This window comes from Staphylococcus agnetis (assembly GCF_011466855.1).
GTDB classification, from domain to species: domain Bacteria; phylum Bacillota; class Bacilli; order Staphylococcales; family Staphylococcaceae; genus Staphylococcus; species Staphylococcus agnetis.
The window spans coordinates 1,207,882-1,233,126 of the sequence record NZ_CP045927.1; the positions used below are offsets into that span (position 1 = coordinate 1,207,882).

General features: G+C 34.4%; 29 protein-coding genes and 1 other annotated feature. Of the genes, 1 reads left to right on the forward strand and 28 read right to left on the reverse strand.

Features of this window, described 5'->3' with window-relative positions:
• Positions 1 to 182: 182 nt before the first annotated feature.
• Positions 183 to 431 carry a 30S ribosomal protein S20 gene (gene rpsT / locus GJE18_RS06005; protein WP_037565423.1) on the forward strand — a complete coding sequence of 83 codons (249 nt, stop codon included), beginning with the start codon at positions 183 to 185 and terminating at the stop codon, positions 429 to 431.
• Between the two features lie 162 nt (positions 432 to 593).
• Here the strand turns inward: rpsT and holA are convergent, their stop codons facing one another.
• From holA to alaS, 28 genes are all read right to left on the reverse strand, one after another.
• Positions 594 to 1,571, reverse strand: a complete 978-nt coding sequence (holA, locus tag GJE18_RS06010; RefSeq protein ID WP_103346055.1) for a DNA polymerase III subunit delta — start codon at positions 1,569 to 1,571, stop codon at positions 594 to 596.
• 78 nt (positions 1,572 to 1,649) lie between these two features.
• Complete coding sequence (locus GJE18_RS06015) at positions 1,650 to 3,785, reverse strand: DNA internalization-related competence protein ComEC/Rec2 (RefSeq protein WP_157952343.1); 2,136 nt, start codon at positions 3,783 to 3,785, stop codon at positions 1,650 to 1,652.
• A 96-nt stretch (positions 3,786 to 3,881) separates the two neighbouring features.
• Positions 3,882 to 4,349 carry a ComE operon protein 2 gene (locus GJE18_RS06020; protein ID WP_060551157.1) on the reverse strand — a complete coding sequence of 156 codons (468 nt, stop codon included), beginning with the start codon at positions 4,347 to 4,349 and terminating at the stop codon, positions 3,882 to 3,884.
• A 101-nt stretch (positions 4,350 to 4,450) separates the two neighbouring features.
• Positions 4,451 to 5,092 (reverse strand): helix-hairpin-helix domain-containing protein, encoded by a 642-nt coding sequence (locus tag GJE18_RS06025; protein ID WP_060551158.1) that lies wholly within the window; start codon positions 5,090 to 5,092, stop codon positions 4,451 to 4,453.
• 49 nt (positions 5,093 to 5,141) lie between these two features.
• Entirely contained in the window at positions 5,142 to 5,864 is a 723-nt protein-coding gene (locus GJE18_RS06030) for a class I SAM-dependent DNA methyltransferase (RefSeq protein ID WP_082624727.1), read from the reverse strand.
• Positions 5,864 to 6,220 (reverse strand): ribosome silencing factor, encoded by a 357-nt coding sequence (rsfS, locus tag GJE18_RS06035; RefSeq protein ID WP_037565433.1) that lies wholly within the window; start codon positions 6,218 to 6,220, stop codon positions 5,864 to 5,866. The genes GJE18_RS06030 and rsfS overlap by 1 nt, the downstream gene beginning before the upstream one ends.
• A gap of 11 nt (positions 6,221 to 6,231) precedes the next feature.
• Positions 6,232 to 6,804 carry a bis(5'-nucleosyl)-tetraphosphatase (symmetrical) YqeK gene (gene yqeK, locus GJE18_RS06040; protein ID WP_037565434.1) on the reverse strand — a complete coding sequence of 191 codons (573 nt, stop codon included), beginning with the start codon at positions 6,802 to 6,804 and terminating at the stop codon, positions 6,232 to 6,234.
• Positions 6,797 to 7,363 carry a nicotinate (nicotinamide) nucleotide adenylyltransferase gene (nadD, locus tag GJE18_RS06045; protein ID WP_103346464.1) on the reverse strand — a complete coding sequence of 189 codons (567 nt, stop codon included), beginning with the start codon at positions 7,361 to 7,363 and terminating at the stop codon, positions 6,797 to 6,799. The genes yqeK and nadD overlap by 8 nt, the downstream gene beginning before the upstream one ends.
• Before the next feature lie 2 nt (positions 7,364 to 7,365).
• Positions 7,366 to 7,659, reverse strand: coding sequence for a ribosome assembly RNA-binding protein YhbY (gene yhbY / locus GJE18_RS06050; protein WP_060551161.1), 294 nt, complete (start codon positions 7,657 to 7,659; stop codon positions 7,366 to 7,368).
• Positions 7,660 to 7,668: 9 nt separating this feature from the next.
• Complete coding sequence (gene aroE, locus GJE18_RS06055; protein WP_060551162.1) at positions 7,669 to 8,475, reverse strand: shikimate dehydrogenase; 807 nt, start codon at positions 8,473 to 8,475, stop codon at positions 7,669 to 7,671.
• 11 nt (positions 8,476 to 8,486) lie between these two features.
• Positions 8,487 to 9,587 carry a ribosome biogenesis GTPase YqeH gene (gene yqeH, locus GJE18_RS06060; protein ID WP_060551163.1) on the reverse strand — a complete coding sequence of 367 codons (1,101 nt, stop codon included), beginning with the start codon at positions 9,585 to 9,587 and terminating at the stop codon, positions 8,487 to 8,489.
• 3 nt (positions 9,588 to 9,590) lie between these two features.
• Positions 9,591 to 10,115, reverse strand: a complete 525-nt coding sequence (locus tag GJE18_RS06065) for a YqeG family HAD IIIA-type phosphatase (protein WP_037565439.1) — start codon at positions 10,113 to 10,115, stop codon at positions 9,591 to 9,593.
• Positions 10,116 to 10,182: 67 nt separating this feature from the next.
• A complete protein-coding gene (locus GJE18_RS06070) occupies positions 10,183 to 10,875 on the reverse strand; it encodes a 5'-methylthioadenosine/adenosylhomocysteine nucleosidase (protein ID WP_060551165.1) in 693 nt (230 codons plus the stop codon).
• A 176-nt stretch (positions 10,876 to 11,051) separates the two neighbouring features.
• Positions 11,052 to 12,290: an NRAMP family divalent metal transporter gene (locus tag GJE18_RS06075; RefSeq protein ID WP_060551166.1), complete on the reverse strand. Its 1,239-nt coding sequence runs from the start codon at positions 12,288 to 12,290 to the stop codon at positions 11,052 to 11,054.
• Between the two features lie 3 nt (positions 12,291 to 12,293).
• Positions 12,294 to 13,055, reverse strand: a complete 762-nt coding sequence (pxpA, locus tag GJE18_RS06080; protein ID WP_060551167.1) for a 5-oxoprolinase subunit PxpA — start codon at positions 13,053 to 13,055, stop codon at positions 12,294 to 12,296.
• Positions 13,048 to 14,412 (reverse strand): acetyl-CoA carboxylase biotin carboxylase subunit, encoded by a 1,365-nt coding sequence (locus GJE18_RS06085; RefSeq protein WP_060551168.1) that lies wholly within the window; start codon positions 14,410 to 14,412, stop codon positions 13,048 to 13,050. Before GJE18_RS06085 ends, pxpA begins: the two co-directional genes overlap by 8 nt.
• An 11-nt stretch (positions 14,413 to 14,423) precedes the next feature.
• Positions 14,424 to 14,867: an acetyl-CoA carboxylase biotin carboxyl carrier protein gene (locus GJE18_RS06090; protein ID WP_107368571.1), complete on the reverse strand. Its 444-nt coding sequence runs from the start codon at positions 14,865 to 14,867 to the stop codon at positions 14,424 to 14,426.
• The gene (locus tag GJE18_RS06095) at positions 14,858 to 15,883 is read right to left on the reverse strand and encodes a 5-oxoprolinase subunit C family protein (protein ID WP_107368570.1); all 1,026 of its coding nucleotides are present in this window, start codon (positions 15,881 to 15,883) and stop codon (positions 14,858 to 14,860) included. The genes GJE18_RS06090 and GJE18_RS06095 overlap by 10 nt, the downstream gene beginning before the upstream one ends.
• Positions 15,873 to 16,604 carry a 5-oxoprolinase subunit PxpB gene (pxpB, locus tag GJE18_RS06100; RefSeq protein WP_107368569.1) on the reverse strand — a complete coding sequence of 244 codons (732 nt, stop codon included), beginning with the start codon at positions 16,602 to 16,604 and terminating at the stop codon, positions 15,873 to 15,875. Before pxpB ends, GJE18_RS06095 begins: the two co-directional genes overlap by 11 nt.
• A 363-nt stretch (positions 16,605 to 16,967) precedes the next feature.
• Positions 16,968 to 17,444: a transcription elongation factor GreA gene (gene greA / locus GJE18_RS06105; RefSeq protein WP_060551172.1), complete on the reverse strand. Its 477-nt coding sequence runs from the start codon at positions 17,442 to 17,444 to the stop codon at positions 16,968 to 16,970.
• 27 nt (positions 17,445 to 17,471) lie between these two features.
• The gene (udk, locus tag GJE18_RS06110) at positions 17,472 to 18,098 is read right to left on the reverse strand and encodes a uridine kinase (protein WP_060551173.1); all 627 of its coding nucleotides are present in this window, start codon (positions 18,096 to 18,098) and stop codon (positions 17,472 to 17,474) included.
• Between the two features lie 4 nt (positions 18,099 to 18,102).
• The gene (locus GJE18_RS06115) at positions 18,103 to 19,368 is read right to left on the reverse strand and encodes a peptidase U32 family protein (RefSeq protein WP_060551174.1); all 1,266 of its coding nucleotides are present in this window, start codon (positions 19,366 to 19,368) and stop codon (positions 18,103 to 18,105) included.
• A gap of 35 nt (positions 19,369 to 19,403) precedes the next feature.
• Entirely contained in the window at positions 19,404 to 20,333 is a 930-nt protein-coding gene (locus GJE18_RS06120) for a peptidase U32 family protein (protein ID WP_037565448.1), read from the reverse strand.
• Positions 20,326 to 20,970, reverse strand: a complete 645-nt coding sequence (locus GJE18_RS06125; RefSeq protein WP_060551175.1) for an O-methyltransferase — start codon at positions 20,968 to 20,970, stop codon at positions 20,326 to 20,328. Before GJE18_RS06125 ends, GJE18_RS06120 begins: the two co-directional genes overlap by 8 nt.
• Positions 20,971 to 21,301: 331 nt before the next feature.
• Entirely contained in the window at positions 21,302 to 21,622 is a 321-nt protein-coding gene (locus tag GJE18_RS06130; protein ID WP_105995584.1) for a DUF1292 domain-containing protein, read from the reverse strand.
• A 14-nt stretch (positions 21,623 to 21,636) separates the two neighbouring features.
• Positions 21,637 to 22,065 (reverse strand): Holliday junction resolvase RuvX, encoded by a 429-nt coding sequence (gene ruvX / locus GJE18_RS06135; protein WP_037565451.1) that lies wholly within the window; start codon positions 22,063 to 22,065, stop codon positions 21,637 to 21,639.
• Positions 22,058 to 22,330 (reverse strand): IreB family regulatory phosphoprotein, encoded by a 273-nt coding sequence (locus GJE18_RS06140; RefSeq protein WP_039645438.1) that lies wholly within the window; start codon positions 22,328 to 22,330, stop codon positions 22,058 to 22,060. The genes ruvX and GJE18_RS06140 overlap by 8 nt, the downstream gene beginning before the upstream one ends.
• A 63-nt stretch (positions 22,331 to 22,393) precedes the next feature.
• Positions 22,394 to 25,024, reverse strand: coding sequence for an alanine--tRNA ligase (gene alaS, locus GJE18_RS06145; protein ID WP_107368568.1), 2,631 nt, complete (start codon positions 25,022 to 25,024; stop codon positions 22,394 to 22,396).
• A gap of 40 nt (positions 25,025 to 25,064) precedes the next feature.
• Positions 25,065 to 25,238: a binding site (T-box leader), on the reverse strand.
• Positions 25,239 to 25,245: the final 7 nt, after the last annotated feature.

A 25,245-nucleotide genomic window follows, 5' to 3' on the forward strand; every position in this document is an offset into this window, starting at 1 on the left:
CGTTTTTGGCATATAATTGCAACTTATGAAATGACAGTTCGTCTTGCTTTTAGATTGAAAAATTACGCTAAAAATGCATGATTCGTTCTAATTAATGATTGCACAATGAATTGAGTTTTGATAGAATAAATTTTGTTGTAATCAAAACCTTTTGATCATTATGTTTTTAGGAGGTGCTTTAAATGCCAAATATCAAATCTGCAATTAAACGTGTGAAAACAACGCACACTGCTGAAAGTAAAAACATTTCACAAAAAAACGATATGCGTACAGCGGTTAAACGCGCGAAAACAGCTATCGAAACAAATGCTGATAATAAACAAGAATTAGTGAACAGCGCTATCAAAAAAATTGATAAAGCTGCACAAAGTAATTTAATCCACTCTAATAAAGCGGACAGAATGAAATCTAAATTAATGTCAGCTAAATAATGTCATACAATAAATGTATGTATCATTTTAAAGACAGACCTACTTTTTAAAAGTGAGGTTTGTCTTTTTTATTACAATGATACGATTTTTTGAATATAAACGCCGGGAGTGAATAGGCATACCCCCGACGATTAAATGTGAAATAGATAGATACCATATAGATTACAATTTTAAAATAAATAATTCAAGAAGTAATACTTTGTCCATATAAGATGATTTAAGTTGATAATCTGTTTCAGCGCAAATATTCATTTTATCAAGTAATGATTCTAAGGAATACTGACGTGCTTGCCTTAATGCAAGTTTTACGCGATAAGGATGTGCACCAACCGTTTTAGCGATTTGTTGCTCTGAATAGCCTTTTTGATTTAATATTAAACTTTGATAATATAGTCTATAATTGCTAGTAATTAAAGCTAGTAATTTAATAGGCTCTTCTTTTAATTGTATTAAATCGCGCATTAACAAGACTGCTTTTTGCTTTTGTTTATTTTGAATATGCTCGGTTAATAAAAAAACGTTTTGTTCTAAGCTACGATTTACGATTGATCTTACATCTTCAAGGTTAATCGTAGGTTTATCCCCAATATATAATAATAATTTTTCAAGTTCTTGATTAATGAGTTGATAATGAATGCCAGTCAATGTTAAAAATTGATCTAAAGCATCTTGTTTTATCTCTTTATAATTCTGATTTAAATAAGAATGAATCCATTGCTTCATTTCAGCTTCAGACATTTGTTCAACTTTTTTTAACTTCGCCTGCTTTTTTAATGTTTTAACCACTTTTTTACGTTCATCAAGCTTGAGCGTTGTTACTTCAAAGACTACAAGCGTATCTCCGTCATATTTTTCTAGAAATTCAATAACGGTATTCATATCGACAACTTGATCTTTCGCAACCTTTTCTCCAGTAAAAATGTATGCATTTTGAATAAGCACTACTTTTTTTGAAGAAAATAACGGCATTGTCATTGCTTCTTCAATAATTTGATTAAAGTTTGTTTCATATAAATTAAATTTTATATAGTTAAAGTCGTCTTTGGGTTCGCCGTCTAAATAATTATTAATGATATGGTTCGTTTCTTTCTCTATTAATTCAGGTATGTCTCCATACACAGTATAGATTGGCGTCGGCATTAAAAACTTCCTCTCTTAAAACAATTAGCATTATTATATCATGTTGTCATGAGTTATACATGAATGTTTATAGAGTTTTCATTTTGTTAGATTGTAAATATTATATTGTCGTGGTTGATGCGGATTAAATTGAATGGAGAGCGTATGTGTATCAGCTGTATTATAAGTAATGCAATTAAATTCTTGTAGTCGCTTTAAAATTGTTGGATGAGGCAGTTGATAAACATTGTTTTTTGCACTTGATATGAGCGCATATTGAGGACGGATATGTGCTAAAAAAGATTGAGAGGTACTTGTTAAACTCCCGTGATGACCAACCTTTAAAATATTAATTTTAGGAAGTTTTATCTTTTGCAGTAGTCTCTTTTCATTTTCTGTCGTAGCATCACCCATTAATAATAACGTTGATTGATGAATCGTAGCGAATGTGATTATCGAATGATCATTAGGATTTTGACTATTTTCTACCGTAGCATCTATAAATTGAAAATGGTACTGTCCTAATGCTAACGTTTTAAGTTTAAAAGCGGAATGTAACTGAATGTTATGAGTGCGGGCAATAGTGAGAACTTCATGTAATTTATCCGAATTAAAGTGTTTAGGGTTAAATATGATATTTCGAATGTCTATCATTTGAGATAAACGATTTAGTTCTCCCATATGATCCGCATGTGCATGCGTAATTAATAAATAATCAATGTGCGTGATACCCTTATGTTTAAGTATAGGAAATAATTTTTTCTCAGTTATGTTGTAATGATACTTCTGATTATGGGATGCAATTTGACCACCTGTATCAATAAGAAATGTTTGATGGTTACGCGTTGTGAAAAGAATGGCATCTCCTTGACCTACATCAATCATAGTCATCTCATCTTTTCCTGGAATAATAGCAAGTTGAGATAATAACAAAATAGTTATTGTTAAGATACTGTATTTTAAGTATCTCTTTTTAACAATCATATATAAACTAAAAAAACATAACATAGTAAGAATGACATACCCTATTTCACCATAATTTGGAATAATCCAACGAATTTGTGTAAGCGGTTGACTTAAATCCAACAAATAATCTTGAAGGAGAAATATTGGACTAATAAAACTAGGCATCAATGATATCGTAGATGGAAATATGGTCAAAACAATAATTGAAAGGATTGCGAGTGGAATAATAACAATACTGTAAAGTGGAAGGAAATAAAGATTAGTAATAATAGATTGCCATTGAATCTCATTAAAATGTTGGTAACTAATTGGAATACTTCCATAAAAAGAGATAAGGCTAGTTAAAACCAATGTAGTAAACATGGGCTTATTATGGTAACAGTTTTGCATAATAAGTAATAAAAAACATATAGCAAACGAAAATTGGAATCCTAAATGATAATGTAGGCTTTGGTCATTTATTGTAAGCATAATATAACTGACAGCCAAAATTGTAACGCCTTTATGGCGAATGTATTTTGAAAATAAGAGTACGAGACTTGCCATAATCACAGCTCTTTGCGCACTTGGTGCTTCGCCTGCAAAGATTAAGTAACAAGGTAATAGGAGTAATAACAGCGTTTTAGATACACATAGAGGTATAGGTAAACGTTTAAATAGTTGATAAAGTAATCCGATGAAGATAGCGACGTGGGTACCACTGACAGCAAACAAATGTGAAATTCCTAATTGCCGAATTAAGAGAAGTTGTTTCTTATCTATAAATTGAATATCACCAGTAGCTAGAGCAATCAATTTATCTTTACCATGAATAGAACTCGTTCGCATGTGATTGATGTAAGTATTTCTTAATTGTCGAATGCGATCAGACCATGATGGAGGATCTGGTTTACATTGATTTAATTGTAATGATTGCACATTTAAATATCCAAGTTGTCCTGAACGTAATGCAGGTTTATACTTCCCTTTTATTAAACACGAATGCGTGGCATAAAATTCTGGTTTTAGTAAAGGTAATTTGGGGTTTGAGTAGGATTTTAATTGGAGTTTCTCGTCATCTTTAGTTCGTACGAAAGCAGTCAATTCACCTTCAATGTCTATGGGTTGTGTTAGGAATTTGACCTCATATATCATCTCTTTGTTTGTTACTGATGATAGGTGATGCGTATGCCTTTGAAGTGTGTTAATAAAATTAAATTCTAGAATTGCACCAAAAACACCAGCAAATAGGCTTAACCCTACCAATATCAATGGTTTACGTTTAATCACCATACTGCATGCTAAAAGAAATAAAAAGAAACACGCAGTATAAGGGTGATGAATACATAGTTGACCAATGATAAAACTATATAGAAAGTATGGCATTTATCGTTGTGTACCAAGTATATATTTTACTATATCTTGAGGGTGAAATGGTACACGTTCAAACGTGACGCCAGATTGTTTTAAAAGTTGAATAGCATATGGATGGTTTCGATAATCTTCTGCATAATAAATGGTTTTAATACCAGCTTGAATGATTGATTTTGTACAGTTTAAACATGGGAAATGCGTGACATATATCGTAGCATTTTCAGTTGAGACCCCTTGTTTTGCACACTGTAGTAACGCATTCATTTCAGCATGAATGGTGCGAATACAATGTCCGTCTTCTATTAAACATCCTTCGTCTATGCAGTGAACTTCACCCGCTACAGAGCCGTTATACCCTCCTGCAATGATTCGATTGTCTTTAATGATTGTTGCCCCAACTGATAATCGCGAACACGTTGAGCGTAACGCTAATAAATGTGATTGGGCCATGAAATATTCGTCCCATTGAATCCGTTCCATAAAGTCACCTCTTCATTTTCATTTGATATCTGTCATGTCTTATTATCATTATACATTATATAATGATACACATGATTTTAAAAAATAGAAGTTAGACAAAATTACACCACGAAATATGGTTTTAATTTCTCGAATGTTTTTTCTCCAATTCCCTTTACTTCTTTTAATTCTTCAACAGTTTTAAAACCCCCTTTTTCTTCTCTATAATTTATAATCAATTCAGCTTTTGAAGGTCCTATTCCTGGTATTTCGGTTAAGTCGGAAGACTGGGCTAAATTGAGGTTGATAGGCTTTATATCTGACTCAGTTGTGGCACTTGTCATATTTTGTGCTTGTTGCATCGTTGATTTTTCGCCTTTAAATGGGACATAAATCATTTTTTGATCCATTAGTTTTTCGGCTAAATTGATTTGTGAAACGTCAGCATTATGAAGTACACCGGCTTTTTTTAGTAAATCATCCACCCTTTGATTCGATTTCATTGTATAAGTTCTTGGATGCATAACAGCTCCCTTAACATCCACTATGATATCTGTAATAGGAGGTGTATCTTGTTTAGGCGTTGATGCTTGTTGACTCATTAGCTCGCTTTGATTCATTTCAGTTACAGGTGATGGACTACTTACTTCATTTGTTGAATGATTCATATAAAGTATCATTGCCAAAGCAATTAAAAATAAAAGTATGAGTACAGTGACATAATATTTAGGTTGCTTCAATCGCTGTTGAATTTGTTCATACATAGAAAAATCCCCTTTCACATTATTACTCGCATGAAAGGGGTAAGTTACTTTATTTAGTTGCTACGAAAAACAAGCGATCACTATGGGAAGATTGATTAGTTATATCAAAATCATAAAAAGATTGAATGTTTTTAAAGCCGACGATTTTCAACATCTCATCATATAGCGGTTTTTTAAGGGTGCGTTGATATTGTGATTCGTCAGTTCTACTATAGGTACCGTCTTCGTTCAAACTAAAAAATGTTAAATCATGCCATACACTTAAAGGATCATCTCCTGGTGTAGCTTGCCATAGTAGTGTGAGGTCATCTCTATCATCTATATAAGTTTGATGATTGAATTGTGTTTCCATTTTGTGAGCGGTGTGAACATCAAACATTAGAAGTCCATGCTCATTCAGATGATGGTATACATGATTAAATGTGTTCATAACAGCATCTTCTGTAGTTAAATAATTAAGTGAGTCACAACAAATTGTAATTACATCAAATTTTTGATTTAGATTAAAATTCGACATATCCCCTTTTAACCATGTAATCTTGTCAGACTTTAATTTTGCTTTCTCAATCATCTCATCGCTTAAATCAATGCCAGTCACATTTTTAGCAATCTTTGAAAATAAGCAAGTTAAAGTACCTGTGCCACATCCAATATCTAATAAATTGTTTATTTGCATCGATGCCGTCAATTGCTCTAATACGTTAACCCAATCTTGATAAGGTTGATCCTCTGTGAGCGTATCGTAAAATTCACTTAAGTTTTGATATGCCATTATGCGTGAACGACCTCATCATATCGGTACATTTCAGCATCATGATATAATTTTTCAAGATTGTAATGTAAACGTTCATCTCTATAAAAGACATGCACAACAACGTCACCTAAATCAACTAATATCCATTTTGCTTCTTGATATCCTTCCATTCGCTTCACTGTAATTTGATGTGACTCTGCAACATCTTTTACAGCTTTAGCTATTGCTTGAACTTGTCTTTCATTATTTCCGTGACAAACTACAAAATAATCAGCAATATCTGAAATCTCTTGCATATTTAAAGCAATTATATTTTCTGCTTTTTTATCGCCAGCTGCTTCAACAGCGTAAGTTAAAAGTTCATAAGCGTTCATTTAATCATCCTTTATTTAGAATCGTTAAAATTATAATAATTCAAGCAATCTATCGTTGCTTGATATACATTAACATCTTTTTCAACGAGATATAAAACAGTACGTTTAGAAATTTCATAAATCGTCTTATCTAACCCTTTTCCACTCAATACCATTTCGCGAATATCTTCGACTCCCTTAGTTGTACGTCCAGGCTCTATATAGTCCGCAATAAAAACGATTTTTTCATTTTTAGTCATTTGTTGACGCCCGGTTGTATGATGTGCAATGGCTAATAGAACATCTTCATCATTAAGGTGATATTGATGCTTCATAATGGCTGCACATACGGGCCCGTGTAATATTTCAGAGCCATAGCTTAATAAAGTGGAATCCAATTCATAGCGTGTCACTTTTTGATACATCGAGCCCAAATCATCATATTTACAGAAATCATGTAAAATACCAGCCAATTCAGCTTTATTTGTATCCCCTTCATAAATTTCAGCTAATTTAACGGCAGTTTCAGCAACGCGCATAGAATGTTCAAACCGTTTCTTCGGTAATTTTTGTTCAACTAATTCTATAGCGAAAGATTTATCCATATAAATCCTCCTTCATAATATAATGTTCCACATTGAGTGGTACCCACATATGAATTGTCTGTCCACGTTTACGACGCTCACGTATTTCTGTGGAGCTGATGGCCATTTCAGGCATATTAACTTGTATGATGCTCTCATCATTGATAACGGCTTTAGGTTGCCGATTAACGACGATAAAAGTAACAAAAGAACGCAACATGTCGATTTTATACCATTGAGCAAGTTGTTCATATTGATCAGTACCAATGACAAAATACAATTTTGCACTCGGGTGTGCTTCTTGTACTATTTTTAATGTATCATACGTATAGCTATCCCCTTTACGCTCGAGTTCATCATACCTTATGGTGCCAAAACCTAAATTTTTGATCACACATTGAATCATTTCAATACGATGTTTGACGTCAATAATATCTGTATGCACCTTTAAAGGTGATTTGTAACTTGGTAAAAAGTAGAAAATATCAGGTGCTATTGCTTCATTTACCATGGTTGCCACCATCTCATGCGCACTATGAATGGGATTGAATTGTCCACCGTATATGACGATTTTTTCCATAATTAAGGCAACTCAATTTTTTTATGGTTCGTTGATGTTTTATATAAAACAATCATAGATCCAATTTGTTGAACTAGGTGGCTATCAGTCGCGCTACTTAATGATTCTGCAAGATCGCCTTTATCATCAAAATTATTTTGTAAAATGTGTACTTTAATTAATTCACGCTTTTCTAACGCATCTTTAATTTGTTCAACCATATTTTCATTAATACCAGATTTCCCAATTTGAAAAATAGGATCAATGTGGTGGGCTTCACTGCGTAAAAAACGTTTTTGTTTCCCTGTTAATGTCATAATTTCCTCCTACTTTGAGTTTAATTTAGTTAATACTGCTGTTTTCATTGCTTTTACATCAGCTTTTCTTTGCGTCCAAATATTAAAACTTTCCGCACCTTGATATACAAACATGTCTAAACCATTGTAAATATCATAACCATTTTGGCGTGCAGTAGCTAAAAATGGTGTAATGAGAGGTGTATATATAATATCTGCTACAAGTGCGTTAGGCTTTAGGTTTTTCAATGTCATAATACTTTCATGAGATTGACCCATACCAAGTGGTGTTGTATTTATGATGATGTCGAATTGTGACGCAATAGTATTCACGTCTTCTAACGGAATAGCATTGATTTCAAATGACCATGAATCAAAGCGTGCCATTGTTCTATTCGCAACATAAATAGGATAACTTGTTCGTTGTTTTAATTGATATGCAATTCCTTTACTAGCCCCGCCAGCACCTAAAATGAGGATTTTAGCTTTTTTTAATTCGCCATAATAGGATTCCAATCCTTTAACAAAGCCAATACCATCAGTATTATAACCTATCCACTTATCATCTTTAACGACTACCGTATTTACGGCACCCATTTCTTTCGCTTCATCTGATAACACATCTAAATATGGAATAATACGTTCTTTATGAGGAATCGTTACATTAAATCCATTCAGTTGACGACTATTAATGGTATCTTTAATATGGTGAAAATGTTCTACTGGAATATTGAGCGCTTCATATTCAGCATCCATTTTTAAAGATTGAAAATTTGCGTGATGCATCAATGGTGACAATGAGTGTTGAATTGGATGACCGATTACTGCAAATTTCATTTAAACACTTCCTACATAATTGATGGTCTTAATGTGACATCTACTGATTTTGGCACCGTCACACTAAACGTTGCACCTTTGTCAATTGTTATAAAGCCTAAACCAGAAATCATTACGTCCTGTTTTTCAGTATTCGTTGAATGAGTTACAGTTTTCAATTCATCTAATTGGAACATTGACGCATCTGATGGTGGTGACAGCAAATCCCCTAGTTGTTCGTGCCATAAACGATCTGCATTAGATGTTTTTGTTCGGTGGATATTTAATTCGTTTGAAAAATAACAGATGAGTGGCCGTTTACCACCTTTAATATAATCAATACGAGCGAGTCCACCAAAAAATAACGTTTGTCCTTCGTTAAGCTGATATACACGTTGCTTAATTTCTTTTTTAGGCATAATGATATTTAACTCTTTTGGTGTAACTAAATGTGTCATTTGATGTGCTTGTATAATTCCTGGTGTATCATACATATCACTGTTTTCATCGATAGGAATATCGATCATATCAAGTGTTGTACCAGGTATTCGAGACGTAGTGACTACATCTTTTTCTCCAACACTATGCTCTATTAATTTATTAATAAGCGTGGATTTTCCAACATTTGTTGTTCCAACTATATAAACATCTTCACCATTTCGGTGTTTTTCAATAGATGCCATAAGTGCTTCGATACCATAATTTTTCATTGCTGAAATTAACACTACATCATCTGCATATAAACCGTAATTTTTAGCGGATTGTCTTAACCATTCTGTCACACGACGTTTATTAATTTGTTTAGGTAATAAGTCAATTTTATTTGCGGCTAAAATAATCTTCTTATTTCCCACAATGCGTTTAATTGCATGAATAAAAGAGCCTTCTAAATCAAAAACATCGACTAAATTTACAACTATACCTTTTTTATCAGATAATTTATTTAATAAAGTTAAAAAGTCATCGCTATCCATACCAACGTCTTGCACTTCATTGTAGTGCTTTAATCTAAAACAGCGACGACATATCACGTCTTCTTTGTAAAGACTAGATTCAGGAACATATCCTGGCTTGTCTTTATCTTCTGATTGTAGTGTAGCACCACATCCGATACATTTTAAATCATCAGTCAAATGTTATTCCTCCCAATTAATATATCCTTTTCTTTTAAAGTAATTTAATAAACGACGTTCAATCATTCTGTTGAGTTTAGTAGCAAAGCCATCAGAATTTTTAACTGGGACAACCATAATTGTGTACAATCCATTATGATTTCCACCAAATACATCTGTGAGCATTTGATCCCCAATAATGACCACTTCATCCTTATTAAGTCCCATTTGTTTAGTAGCTTTAATAAGAGATTTTCCTAATGGTTTTCGGGCTTTAAAGATGTAATCAACATCTAAATTTTTAGAAAAAGATTTTACCCGTGCTTCATTATTATTAGAAACGATTGTTACTTTTATATTGTGATCGCTTAGTCCTTTAAACCATGCTTCTACACCAGGTGTTGGGTCTGCTTCATCCCAACCTACTAACGTATTATCCAAATCTGTAATTACGCCTTTAATATTTCTTTCTTTTAATTTATCGAAGTCGATTTCATATATTGATTTAACATATTGATTCGGTAAAAATAAGCGACTAATGATACCCATCGTAATCCTCCAAATTTAAAATTCATTCGTACAATTATAGCATAACTTTCAATAAAATGAATATTTATTATTGATTGAGTTTTTGAATTAAAGCAATGACCATTTGGCTGGATGATTTTGAGGCAACTTTTAAAAATGCTTCAAACGTCATACCTGCATCACCATCAGCTAAATCTGAAATCGCTCGGGTCACAATAAATGGTACGTTAAACTGATAACACGTTTGCGCAATTGCCGCAGCTTCCATTTCAGCCGCCATGGCATTTGGAAAATGTTTAAGAATAACTGCGCGCTGTTGTTCAGTTCCTATAAAACTATCTCCAGATACGATCATGCCTTCTCTCACAGGTTGTTCTAACGTATTTAGAACGTCATTAACATGATGAATCAATGTTTTATCAGCAACATATGATTCGGGCATCCCAGGTATTTGACCCATTGCATAACCAAATGCACGCGCGTCTGCATCATGGTATGTAACACTTGTGCTTACCACAACGTCTCCTAAAGATAATCCTGGTTGCAGACCACCTGCTGAACCGGTATTGATAATCAGTTCAGGTTTAAATTGTTGAATTAATAAAGTCGTTGAAATGGCTACATTTACTTTTCCAATACCACTTTGAGTTAAAACTACATTTGTATTATTTAACTTCCCTTTATAGAAAAGGGTATGCGCAATTTTTAATGTCTCGACATCACTCATTTGTGACTTTAAGATGGCAACTTCTTCTTCCATTGCTCCAATGATTCCAATCATACTTTTCCTCCTAGATGTTGTCTATATTCGAAGTCAATTTTATCATAATGGTCGTTGTAATGAGAATAAAAATAGATTGTAATGCGCTTGATTATGGCATTAAAAAAGCGCTCTTTAAAGTTGAATGAAATAAAACTTTAAAGAGCACTTACGTATGAGTAACATAAGTTAATCATTTATTTACCAATTAATTCTAACAAACCTTGGAATGAATATAATCCAGTAAAAATTGTTACAAGTACAGCAACAATTCCAAAAATAAGCATCCATGTCGGGTGTTGATAGTCACCAACAATACGTTTATTTTTAGAAGCAATTAAAATTGTTGTTAACACAATAGGTAAAATCAGGCCATTGAATGCACCAGCAACAATTAATAGTGTTACAGGTTTTCCTAAAAATAGGAAAATGATAGTTGATAATACAATAAAAGTAATAACTACATAATTATCATGTTTATTTATTTTATGATGTAATGTTTTCAAAAATGTAGTACTTGTATATGCCGAACCAATTACTGATGACATTGCAGCGGCAAAAAGTACGACACCGAAAATATTTTTACCAATTGGACCTAGAGCATGTTCAAATACAGAGGCAGGCGGATTTTCAGGATTTAAAACTACTCCAGTGATAACAACGCCTAAAACCGCTAAGAATAACAACCCTCTCATCACACCAGTAGTTAAAATACCTGCAATCGCAGAACGGTTTACGAAAGGTAAATAATCTTTACCTTTAATATCTGCATCTAGGAGACGATGTGCACCCGCAAAAGTAATATAACCACCTACTGTACCACCTACTAAAGTAATAATTGGTAATACGAGTGCAGTGGGATTTTCAGGTACAAACATTCGGCCAGCCGCTTCTAAGTATGGTGGATTTGTTTTAATCATAACAAACGCTACGATGGCAATCATTACAATACCTAAAATAAGTGTAACAACATCCATAATTTTTTGACCATTTTTTGAAACAAAGACTAAGATGGAAATAATTGCCGTAATGGCAGCACCAAGTCTCACATCAATGCCGAAAATGGCGTTTAGACCTAATCCAGCACCTGCAATATTACCAATATTGAATGCGAGACCCCCTAAACCGATCAATATTGAAATAAATGTTCCTAGTCCTTTTACGACTTCATTGGCAACTTCTTGTCCACGTAAACCAGTGACCACTAAAATACGCCATATATTAATTTGAGCACCGATGTCAATGATGATAGATAGTAGAATTGCAAATGCAAAACTCGCTAAAAATTGTTGCGTAAATACAGCAGTTTGCGTAAGGAATGCAGGTCCTATCGCAGACGTAGCCATCAAAAACACAGAACCTAATAATAAACGTTTATGTGTTTTTGTAAATTCAAATTGTTTTGAACTGTTCAATTGTTGTGATTCCCTTTTCATTAATTAACCCCCTAATTTAACAATGCGTACATCAGCTGCTGATAAAGCGTCACGAATTTGTCTCACAAACTCTAATGCATGTGCCCCATCACCATGCACACATATTGTATCTGCAGTAATATGAATGTCTTCTCCATTTGTTGCGGTCACCTTACCCTCAGTAACCATTTTAATCACTTGAGCAATCGCTTCGTTAGTATCTTCAATAACAGCATGTTTTTCTTTACGACTAACAAGTTGTCCATTTGGTTCATAACGGCGGTCCGCAAAAACTTCAGACGCCGTTTGTAGTCCTATTTTTTGGGCTTCTTCTATTAAGTGAGATTGAGATAAACCTACAAAGATTAAATTTGGATTCATATCATAAACAGCTTGTGCAATCACTTTAGCAACTGCGCTATCTTTTGCACCCATTTGATACAAAGCTCCATGTGGTTTAACGTGATTTAATGGAACGTCATAAAGGTCGCAAAATGCTTGAATCGCGCCAATTTGATAAATGATCATGCTGTAGATTTCTTCATGTGTCATATCTAATTGTCTTCGCCCAAAACCTTGTAAATCCGGAAAACCTGGATGAGCACCGATACCAACACCATGTGTTTTCGCACGTGCGACTGTATTTTGAATTACTACCGGGTCACCAGCATGGAAACCACATGCAACGTTTGCAGAGGTAATCAATGGGATCACTTCTTTATCATTTCCTATAGTGTAATTACCGAAGCTTTCACCTAAGTCGCAATTTAAGTCAACTTTATTCATGATTTGCCTCCTCAAAAATTGAATGACGATCTAAAAATTTAATGTCTACATCTTTAGCATCACCTTCATAATACGGTGGATAAGATAATACAGCATATAAGAAATCAGCTGTAGTGGTAAAGCCATCTATCACCATTTCATCTAGAGTGACTTTTAGTTTTTCTATCGCATGTGAACGGTCGTCACCCTTAACAATTACTTTTGCAACTAATGAATCATAATATGATGATACAGTGTAGCCACTATAAAGAAGCGAATCAACACGAACATTAAAACCTTGAGGTAAATGCAGTCTTTCAACAATACCAGGCGTAGGACGAAAACCTTTTTCTGGATCCTCCGCGTTAATGCGTGCTTCTATGACGTGACCTTGAAAAGGAATCTCCTCTTGTTTTAATTTTAATGCCCCATCTCTCATAATTAATAATTGTTGTCGCACTAAGTCAATATTGGTGCGCATTTCAGTAACCGTATGTTCAACTTGAATACGAGCATTCATTTCAATAAAATAATACGCATCTTCTGTTACCAAAAATTCTATTGTCCCTGCACTACGATAATTTGCTGCTTGTGCAACTTTTACTGCATCATTACACATTTGCGCTCTTTTTTCATTAGTCAACGCACTACAAGGCGATTCTTCTATTAATTTTTGATTTTTCCGTTGAACAGAACAGTCACGCTCACCGAGATGAATAAAATTCGTTTTACCATCACCTAAAACTTGTACTTCTACATGTTTCGCAATTGGGATAAAAGCTTCAACGTAAATTCGATCATCGTTAAAATATTTATTCCCTTCACTTTTAGCCTCTTTAAAAAGGCGCTCGATATCACTCTCTTGTTTGACAATGCGAATGCCTTTCCCGCCACCGCCACTTGCCGCTTTCAAGACAATCGGATAACCAAGTTCTTCTCCTAGTGATTTAACTTCATCGACGGATTCGACAGCACCTTGTGAGCCAGGAATAACGGGAACACCTGCTTGATGAACAGTTTGACGTGCTGTAATTTTGTCTCCCATAAGTTCCATAGTTTGTTTTGTAGGTCCTATAAAATAAAGGCCTTCTTGTTCAACTTTCTCTGCAAAAGTAGGACTTTCAGATAAAAATCCATATCCAGGATGGATCGCATTGGCTTGTGTCATCTCTGCTGCAGCCAAAATGTTTCTTATATTTAAATAGCTGTCTAAAGGATTTGCATCGCCAATACATACAGCATAGTCAGCAAGTTTAACGTGTAAACTCGCTTCGTCTCCCACTGCATAAATTGCAACAGATTCCATTTTCATTTCTCGAAGTGCACGTATAATACGTACTGCAATTTCTCCACGATTGGCAACTAATACTCGAAACATCTAACCCCCCTTTATTTCAATTTCACTATGATTTGGTTATGTTCGATGTTTTCTCCATGATCAACTGGTATTTCTGTTATTTCACCGGAGGCATCAGCTGTAACGTCGTTCATAACTTTCATTGCTTCAACGTACCCAATAATATCACCTTTGTTAATATGATCACCGACTTTAATCACGGGTTTTGTAAGCTCTTTTTCATCTTGTAAGTAAAACGTTCCAATCATTTGAGAACGAATAACTTTTTCATTATCTTCAGTATCATTGGTGTCATGATTTGATGGAAGCTGAGTTGAACCCGTAAGGTGAGATGCTGTTGGTGCAGGCATATCATCATTTGGAACTTGTGCAGCTAAATCTAATTCCAGTTCAATATCATCATCTTTATATTTAAAATGTTTCGCCCCGTATGCTCTTAATAAACTTAATGTTTGATCGATTTGTTTTAAATCCATGGTTTACTATCTCCTTTTAATACACTTTTAATTTTCGATTGAGTAGGTCTAATATTGTTTAAATACCGTTTCGGTTGTTTTTGTAGTTGTGATATGGCTTGTTTAAGCTTTCTGTTTTTTCGGTCAAGAATTTCATTCGCTTCATTAAAAGTGACCCATTCAAACTGAATGGTTTCACCTGGCCTTTTTTGAATGATATCCACAATATCAGAGTCTATGACAGTTGCAATCTTCGTATAACCCCCAACAGTTTGCCGGTCATTGAGTAATATAATAGGATTGCCATCATTTGGAACTTGTATGCTTCCTAGTGCGACTGGTTCAGAAATAATATCTGCGGAGTCTGTAGGTTTAATAGAGGGGCCTTTTAATCGGTAACCCATACGGTCAGAACTATCAGATACTGTAAATTCTAAATTTTCAATTTCTTTTATTGTACGCTTAGAAAAGGCGTTAAGTTGTGGACCGTCCATAATACCAATAGGAAGATTCCCTTTGGGGCTAAAACTTTGATAGTCCGTTGAACGCCCAATAAGACTATAGTCAATATTGTGCTGCATCGTAGGGATGATATCTTTCGCTTTTAAGACTCGCCCTTTGTGTCCACCTATAGATGTTCGTGTATGTGTTGCCACACTCCCTTCAACAAGTGGAACATTTAAGGGATTGGCAAACCCTATGTATGCACGTACACCTTGATGAGCAGTACCCAATTCTAAAATATCACCTTGATCCGCTTTAATTACAGTTTGATGTGGTATAGTATGACCATTTAATTTCATATTAAATGGGGCACCTGTAACCGCAAATAAATTTTGTTCTAAAAATTGAATTGTTGGGCCTACCATTGTAATTTCTAAAGAGGGTTGATTATTCGTATTAAGTAATGCATTTAATATTTCAAAACTTGGACAATCCATCACACCAGCTGGAGAAAAACCTTCTTCTTGATGGCCGAAACGTCCCAAATCTTGAATTGTTGTAAAAAGTCCTGGTTTTAATATTTTAATGCTCATAATTGATGATCACCCAATCTTTATAATCAATGAGACCGTTTTGTGTATATTTTTTAATGTGCAAAAATTGTTCTTCATTGATTGCATAAAATTTAATTTTATCGCCTGGTTGATATAAAATTTTAGGATCCCGATGGATATCAAACACTTTAATAGGTGATTGACCAATAATTTGCCAACCGCCTGGTGAATCTTCGGGGTATAAACCAGTTTGATTATTTGCTATACCCACTGATCCTGCTGGAATTTTAATTCTTGGCTCTGATTTACGTGGCGTATGAATACGTTTGTCAAGTCCACCTAAAAATGGAAACCCAGGCATAAATCCAATCATATAAACTAAGTAGTAGCCTTCTGTATGCGTTTGAACAACCTGTTCAGCTGTGAGTTGATTATGCTGTGCAACAATCTCTAAGTCAGGTCCCCATTTCCCCCCGTATAATACTGGTAAATTTATGATGCGACGTGGTTGATTTATAGCAATGTCATCGAATGTTATCATTTCTAATTTTAAGTCTTTAAGTAATGATTCATACTTTATGGAGATACCGTCGAAGTACACTAAGAGTGCTCGATATGATGGCACGATTTCTTTAATATCTGGATGTTCTAATGATTCGATATAAGTTTTTACGATATGCAACCGATTGAATGTCGTTTCATCTATATTTGATTCAAAATAGATCATGAATGCCTGTTCGCTGATTTGTTGATATTCCATTTTTAAATCCCCCTTTCTGAAACCCTTTTCAAAGAGTCATTTTACCATGCTTATGATAGTCTTACAATTTGGATTGGATTAATATAAATTGTAAGTTTCAAAGCATATACTATCGTTACTGTATGATATGATTTATGTCTTGATTTTATAAGTAGACAATAGTTTTGTTTATCATGTGTAGTAACGATGTGATTGCAATTAAAGACCTCAATAATGATGTTTCTTGATATATTCGATGCGTATAGATAATGTGTTTAAACAATCACACGAAAAAACATTATCACATAATAATGATGAGGACAAAAAAATAGAGGTTAAGTTATTCCCATTTTAAGGAATTCTTAACCTCTAATTCATAAAGTGTTATTTTATATTAACAATCTTAACATTCATTTCCCCACCGTTTGGAAGTGGAACACGAACTTCTTCGTTCAATTTTTTACCAATTAAAGATTTCGCCATTGGTGATTCGTTAGATATTTTACCATTAAACGCATCTGCTTCAGCTGATCCAACTATTTGATAGCTTTCTTCTTCATCACCAGGTAACTCGACAAATGTAACAGTTTTACCGATTTGAACGATGTGATTATCGCCTGTATCTTCAATAATTAAAGCATGGCGAAGCATTGTTTCAATTCGTTGAATGTCCTGTTCAATAAAACCTTGCTCGTCTTTTGCAGCATCATACTCCGAGTTCTCTGATAAATCCCCGAAGCTTCGTGCGACTTTAATTTTTTCTACAACCTCAGGACGTTTAACGGTTTTTAATTCTTCTAATTCTTGTTCTAGCTTTTCAAAGCCCTCTTGTGTCATTGGATATTGTTTTTGATTTTCCATGTTTGCATCTTCCTTTTACGTTTAAAATTAGTCTTGTTTTTGAACTAAAGCTTGAATTTTTGTCGTCATAATATCAATGGCGACTTTATTGCTTCCACCTTCAGGAATGATTATGTCGGCAAATTTTTTAGTAGGTTCGATGAATTGGTTATGCATTGGTCGCACAACATTTAAATATTGCTCTACTACAGATTCCATTGTACGGTCTCTTTCTTTGGTATCTCTAATTAACCGTCTTAGAATGCGTAAATCTGCATCTGTATCGACATAAATTTTTACATCCATCATATCTCGAAGCGTTTCATTTTCAAGCGCAAATATACCTTCTACGATAATAACATCTTTAGGTTCAAATGCAATTTTTTTATTGCTTCGAGTATGAATTGTATAGTCATAAGTTGGAACTTCAACGGATTTACCTGCTTTTAAATCTTTTAAATTTTGAATTAATAAATCATTGTCAAAAGCAAAAGGATGATCATAGTTTGTTTGTAACCGTTCTTCAAAAGTAAGGTGAGACTGATCTTTATAATAAAAATCTTGTTCAATTAAGGCGACACTATGACCGTCTAAGTTTTTCATAATTTTATTTGTAACAGATGTTTTACCTGAGCCAGAACCACCAGCTATACCAATAATCGTAGTTGAGGACATGTTTTTAAACTTCCTTTCGCATCATGTTGTTTTTATAGATGGGTTGATTCACTTTGATTTGAATGATTTGAAGTGGGTGTCTTGCTGCGTCTAATTCATTGCCTTCTTCATCATAAATGACGTCTATCACTTGTTTAAACGTATCAATTTCAGGTCCAAAAAATTCTACTTCTTGACCAGGTTTAAAATGATTACGTTGTTGAATAGTGGCAAGTTGTGTTGTTTCATCATATGCAAGTACTAATCCAATGAAATCAAACGGTGATTTTTTAGCTGATTCATTTCCAAACATTTGCTCTTCATATCCTGGTGTTCCTTTGAAGAAAGCAGGTGCGGTATCACGATTCGCACATTTATCTAATTCAATTAACCATTCTGGTTTGATTTTGAAGTTTTCAGGATCCGCAGCATACGCATCAATCACTTTTCGATAAACAGACACAACTGTCGCAATATAGTGAATGGACTTCATACGACCTTCAATTTTCAAAGAATCAATACCTAAATCCATCATATTGGGGATTGATTCTATTAATTTCAGGTCACGTGGGCTCATCGCAAATGGGACAGATTGACTATCATCAAAATATAAATCCAATTCACCATCTTGATCAACTGTTAATAAATCGTAGTCCCAGCGACAACTTTGACAACAGCCCCCGCGATTAGAGTCACGTGCTGTCATATGATTACTCAATGTGCAACGGCCAGAGTACGCGATACACATAGCCCCATGAATAAATGCTTCTATTTCAATGTCTACCTTATCTTTAATTTCCTGCATTTCCATAGCACCTGTTTCACGTGCAAGTACTACGCGGTCTAATCCTTCTTCTTTCCAAAATTCAACTGCTTTATAATTACTTAAAGATTGTTGTGTTGATAAATGAATTTCTAATTTAGGTGCGACGCGTTTACATGTTTCAATGATTAGAGGGTCGGCAACGATAATGCCTGTAGCACCCGTTGATTCGAGTTGTTTTAGATATGTGTCTAATCCTTCAATGTTTTCGTCATGAGCTATAATGTTTGTTGTAATATAGACTTTCGCGCCATATTGATTAGCAAAGTCAACGCCTTCTTTAATTTCATCAATAGTAAAATTGTCGGCGTTTGATCGTAAACCATATTCTTGACCACCTATAAATACTGCATCAGCCCCATAATGTATGGCTATTTTTAATTTTTCTAAATTGCCAGCAGGCGCCAATAATTCAGGCTTTTTTATTTTGGGTGTGGTTTTGGGTCGTATAGCCTCCATCACCTTCATTGTCATCTCTCCTATACCATATCTATTTTATAATTTTAATAAACGGTTTGCTTGTAGAAGAAACCTTCATCAAATGGGCGATGTTCTGGTTGGATTTCTTCAATCGCATCTACGAGCATAAATTTTTCGTCTTCGTAATCTTCAGGTGACGCTTCGTAAAAATCAATTGCTTTTCGATATTGTTCTGTTACAAGCGAAATATATGATTCATCATGTAATAAGCCATCAATTTTAAAGCTATCAATACCTGCCTCGAATAACGGTTCAAGTTCTTCAATTAAACAAATATCATTAGGTGACATAATATGCGTGCCATTATAGTCTTCAAAGACCGGATATTTATTATCACGTTCTTCATCATACAAAAGCAGTTGTGTATCGTCAGCATGAGGTTGTCGTTCTATTTTCATTTGGCGTTCTTGGAACGTGTAATAATTCCCAAGAAGCATACGCTTAGATTGAAACATACACGTCATGCCATGGACTTGAACTTCAATTTCAACATCACTGTGTGCTTTAATGCTTAAAATTTCTTCTAGACTTAATTCTCTTGCTAAAACTGCACGTTTAGCACCTCTATTCCCCCAATAATTACATTGGAAGTGATTAGTGACTAACGTTTCAGCATTCCAGTTTAACGGAATGGGGTTATCCTGTTGTTTTACTAACATTACTACAGCAGGGTCACCAAAAATAATACGATCTACACGTAATTCATGTAAAAATGCTATATAATCTTCTAAAGCTGGGATATGGTAATTGTGAAATATTCCGTTTACGGCCACATATACTTTTTTACCCGCAGCTTGAATTTTGTGTGTTGCTACTGTTAAATCTTCTCTATTAAATTCGCCTGCAAGTCTTAAACCAAATTTTTCTTCTCCGATAACAAAGGCGTCAGCCCCTTTATCGATTAATGTGTCAATATGACTTAATGATTTAGGCGTTACTAATAACTCAGTCATGACTATGCTCCTTTATTGAAATTGCTAGACCGTCATCCATATTTACAAAATTTGTTGTAAATGTTTTTTGTTGAACAAGCCATTCATTGAACTTTTGTACTTTCTTAACCATTTGCTTTACATTACGACTTCGAACAATTTCGATATCTGATACAAAGCCATGATAAAGTACGTTATCTGTAATAATGATGCCATTTTCAGAGAGTAAATCTTGATAAAGTTCAAAGAATTTTTGTGATTGTGCTTTAGCTGCGTCGATAAAAATCATATCATAGTGTCGATCATTCACTGCAGAATATGCTTCTAAAGCATCTGCTTCTATCAATCGAATTTGATTTTCAAAGTCAAAAGTTTTAAAATTCTCTTTTGCTAAAGTAATCATCTCGGCGTTTCGTTCTATTGTTGTAACGTGGATAGAAGGATGTACTGAAGCAAAATGCATACTACTATACCCAATAGCACAACCGATTTCTAATATGTTTTTGGGTTGTTTCATTCGTATAAGTTGTAAAATCAAGTCTAACGACAGTTGATCGACAATTGGAACTTTATGTTCTTCCGCATAGCTGCGTAACGTATTTAGTTTCGAATCGTGTGATTGTATTTTCAAAAAATAATCCTGATTTTTATCAAGCATTACTATTTCATCCTTTTTTAGTTAGATGCATACATCAAAAAATAAACCAGCCATAGTGACTGATTTTCCTTAATGTAACTATACATACAGTGTTATCGCGAAATGCCTGTGTTCTTATATGAGCACATATACACTGATAAAATACTTCTTAAAATTATAACACAACTCACATTATTTTTTAACACTGAATTCATCTTTAATGATGATTTATTACAAAACACACTGATACCTTAAACTTATCACGTATAAAAAATAGCCAACAAAATTCACTTGTCATGAACTTTGCTGGCTTTGTTAAGATTTAGGCATCGATAATCCCGACACTATTTTTTTATTCTTCTACTTCATCTAAGTTCGTATTCACAACTTCTTCAATCATGTCCCATTCTTCATCTGTTTCAACGGGTAAAAATTTACCGCCTTCACCAGTTTCATCAGGTTGATTAATCATTGGAATAAGTTCAATTAAGTCATCATCGTCAGCTTGTGCGCCTTCTTCTGCAAGAATGACATAATCCTTTTTAAAACCTGGATGATAAAATTCTAACATTTTTCTATATAACACTTCGTTACCATCTTCATCAAATAATGTTAATAATTCTTCATCATTTTTAAGTTCAATTTCTTGGTTATTATGGTTTATATTTGTCATAATATGCTCTCTCCTTAATTTAGTGAGTCTAAATACCCTTGTAAAATAAATACAGCGGCCATTTTATCAATTACTTTTTTTCGTTTTGCTCTTGAAACATCCGCCTCTAATAATGATCGTTCTGCTGCCATTGTACTTAATCGTTCATCCCACATAATAATTTCTAATTCTGGCAGTGCTTCTTGTAGTGCTTGTTTATATTTTAAAGAAGCCTCGCCCCGAAAGCCAATAGAATTATTCATATTCTTAGGGAGACCGATAACCACTGTGCCAACATGTTCTCTTTTAATAATTTCAATCAAGGTATCTATTCCGAGCTGGTTGTTTTGTTCGTTAATATGGAGTGTGTCTAAACCTTGCGCTGTCCATCCCATTAAATCACTAATGGCAACGCCGACAGTTTTACTACCTACATCGAGTCCGATAATTTTATGTTTAAGCATCTGAATCCTTTTGATGATGTTTTAAGTAAAAAGATACGAGCTCTTCCATAATATCATCGCGATCGATATGTCTAATTTGATTACGTGCTTCATTATGACGTGGAATGTACGCTGGATCACCTGAAAGTAAATAACCTACAATTTGGTTTACTGCGTTATACCCACGTTCTTCAAGTGTATGATATACATTGTTCAAAACATACTCAACGTTTTCTTTAGGGATGTCTTCATAGCTGAATTTCATCGTTTTATCAAAGTTTTCCATTCCTTAACACTCCTTAAACCATAATGTGATTACACTCTTTATTTTACACGAACAAGACATTGATTATAATGATTTAATATAGTCTTTAATGAATTGTAATGCTGTTGTTATCTTTTCAGGTTCAGTACCGCCACCTTGAGCCATGTCTGGACGACCGCCACCTTTGCCACCTACGATAGGTGCCATTTCTTTAATAATATCTCCAGCCTTAATTTGGCCTGTTAAAGATTTAGGTACAGTCGCAATTAAAGATACTTTACCACCAACATGACTCGCTAAAATAATAATCGTATCTTGCAGGCGTGATTTAAAATCGTCCATAGTCGTACGCAATGCTTTAGCATTATCCACTTCTACTTCTGTAATTAATACAGGTAAATCATTAATTACTTCTACTTTATCTTCTATGCTACCCATTTTCAAGTTATTAAGCTCTTTTGACTTTTGTTCGAGCGTGCGTTGAAGTGCTTTTTCATCTTCTTGAAGTTGAACAATTTTATCAAACACTTGATCATCTGACTTCGCTTTAACTTGTTGCTTGATTAAATTAAATTGTTCTAAGTAACGCTCTAAATAGAGATATGCATGTTGGCCTGTAACGGCTTCAATTCTTCTCACACCAGCTCCGGTACCAGATTCGCTTGTAATTTTAAATAAACCAATTTCAGAAGTGTTTTTTACATGTGTTCCACCACAAAGTTCTTTAGAGAACGGTCCCATATCAACAACTCGTACAACATCACCATATTTCTCACCAAATAGCGCCATAGCACCAGCTGACTTCGCTTCTTCAATAGCCATTTCTTTTGTTTCAACATCCATACTCTTCCAAATTTCTTCGTTAACACGCTGTTCAACAAGTTGAATTTCTTCACTTGTCATAGGTGCGATGTGAGAAAAATCAAAACGTAAACGCTCGCTATCTACTAATGAGCCTGCTTGGTTCACATGTGACCCTAATACTTGTTTTAATGCAGCATGTAACAAATGTGTGGCACTATGATTTTTCATAATGGCTTTACGTTCTGTCTCATTGACATATGCATGAACGATAGCATCTTCATAGACTTGTCCGAATTTAATCTGTCCTGTATGCAAGTGTTGGCCATTTGGCGCTTTGATGACCTCGGATACTTCGATTTCAAATTCATCACTTTGAATAATGCCTTTATCTGCAATTTGACCACCGCTAACTGCATAAAAAGGCGTTTGATCCATTACAAAATATATCGTTTGTCCAGCATCGACTTTTTCTTGGCGTTGGCCATCAACAATAATATCTGTAATCACACTCTCAGTTTGTAACGTTTGGTAGCCCACAAAACGACTTACTGTTCGTATTGATTTTAATACTTCACTTTGAACTTGCATGGATTGATTATTTTGTCTTGCTTTACGTGCACGCTCACGTTGTGCTTCCATGTGTGCGTTAAAACTTTCCATATCTATTTCCAATTGCGCATCTTGAGTTATTTCTTCAGTCAATTCAATTGGGAAACCATACGTATCATATAATTTAAACGCATCAGCACCGCTAATCATTTCATTAGAAGCTTTTGACGCTTCAATTAATTGATTGAGTATTGAAAGTCCCTCTTCCAATGTTTCATGAAAGCGTTCTTCTTCTGATTTAATTACACGCGCAATAAAATCGGCTTTTTCTTTTACATTTGGGTAATACGGTTCCATAATGGTTGCCACTACATCAACTAACTGATATAAAAATGGTTCATTAATATCCAATGATTGACTAAATCGAACTGCACGACGTAACAAACGACGTAATACATAGCCACGACCTTCATTAGCTGGAAGTGCGCCATCAGAAATCGCAAAAGCAATCGTCCGGATATGGTCAGCGATAACTTTAAAGGCAATGTCATGCGTTGCATTTTCTAAATATGTTTTCGCAGAAATCTTTTCAACTTCACGCATGATAGGCATAAAGAGGTCTGTTTCATAGTTCGTGCGTACATTTTGAGAAATAGAGGCCATACGTTCAAGCCCCATGCCTGTATCAATGTTTTTACTTGGTAGTGGTGTGTATGAGTGATCTTTATTATGATTAAATTCACTAAACACTAAGTTCCACACTTCTAAATAGCGTTCATTTTCTCCACCTGGATACATTTCTTCAGCTGGATCATCCTGCCCATAAGCCTCACCACGATCATAAAAGATTTCGGTATTTGGACCAGATGGCCCTTCACCAATATCCCAGAAATTCCCTTCAATACGGATTATTCGTGATTCACTTAAGCCAATTTCATCATGCCATAATTGATAAGCTTCAGTGTCCTCTGGATGAATCGTTACATATAAACGATCTGGATCCATTGCCATCCAACGATCACTTGTTAAAAATTCCCAAGCAAAAGCAACCGCTTCACGTTTAAAATAGTCCCCGATTGAAAAATTACCTAACATTTCAAAAAACGTATGGTGACGCGCTGTAAAACCAACATTTTCAATATCATTTGTTCGAATTGATTTTTGCGCATTAACAATTCGAGGTTTTTTAGGTATTTCTCGGCCGTCAAAATATTTTTTTAACGTTGCTACCCCTGAATTAATCCATAATAACGAATCATCGTCAATCGGTACAAGCGGTGCTGACGGTTCCACCATATGTTCTTTTTCAACAAAAAAATCGATAAACATTTGTCTTATTTCACTAGCTTTTAACGTTTTCATCACACATCATCTCCTAAAAAAATAAGACACTCGTCTCTCAAAAAGGGACGAATGTCTCGCGGTACCACCCTAGTTATGATTTTAAAATCATCACTTTATCGATATATAATTAATCTTGATATAGTAGCGTTCAATGGTCTTAATCGTACATCTCAGCACCTGTACGTCTCTGTGAATTAAGGATGCATTTACTCGGCTATATCAATTGAATAATTCTATTA